This window comes from Enterococcus sp. 7E2_DIV0204 (genome assembly GCF_002140855.1).
Lineage (GTDB): Bacteria > Bacillota > Bacilli > Lactobacillales > Enterococcaceae > Enterococcus_L > Enterococcus_L lemimoniae.
Genome location: NZ_NGKY01000004.1, coordinates 112283 through 112863 on the forward strand (window position 1 = coordinate 112283; position 581 = coordinate 112863).

At 27.7% G+C, this 581-nt stretch carries 1 protein-coding gene; it reads right to left on the bottom strand.

Annotation, left to right across the window (positions count from 1 at the left end; genetic code table 11):
- Positions 1-47 precede the first annotated feature (47 nt).
- Positions 48-374: a winged helix-turn-helix domain-containing protein gene (locus A5819_RS18275; RefSeq protein ID WP_086353097.1), complete on the bottom strand. Its 327-nt coding sequence runs from the start codon at positions 372-374 to the stop codon at positions 48-50.
- Between the last annotated feature and the right edge of the window lie 207 nt (positions 375-581).

Below are 581 nucleotides of genomic sequence, written 5' to 3' on the forward strand. Positions count from 1 at the left end.
AAGTTAGATTAACCTACTTATAAAATTTTGTAAACTATTTTTTTATCTTACAATTCCAACATATCGTCAATTCTGTTTCGAAAATTTTGTAATTCCTCTTCACTTTTTACCTTTAGAATAGCAATTCTAGCTTGCTCTAAGGCATAGCTGTGTTTAGATAAAATGGGGTCATATTTTGCGTAAATCATTTCCTCTAAACGATCTAGTGCTTCATTTCCAAAACTTCTAGTTCCATTATCAAATTCCCTTACGTAACTAGGAGATAGACCTATTGCTTTTGAAAGTTCAACTCTGCTTATATAATAATTTTTAACTAAAAATTTAAGAACGAAACGATCATATTCATTTCTGTATTGTTTGCTACCTTCCTCCATACCCTTCCTCCTTTTGTTGTTAGAAACAACAACAACTATCGTCATTAGATTACCACAAATTTCGAGTACAATCAATTCAAAATATCCAACATAATTTATATTACTCAATTAAATGTATTTACAATGGGCTCTATTTGTATTTACAATAAAATATATTACCATTACTAATATATTTAGGTTAGTAATATATTAGTAATATAGTTCTAA

Excerpts from the sequence above, each read along its gene's own strand:
- A5819_RS18275 (WP_086353097.1), bottom strand. The coding sequence starts at position 374 with ATGGAGGAAGGTAGCAAACAATACAGAAATGAATATGATCGTTTCGTT.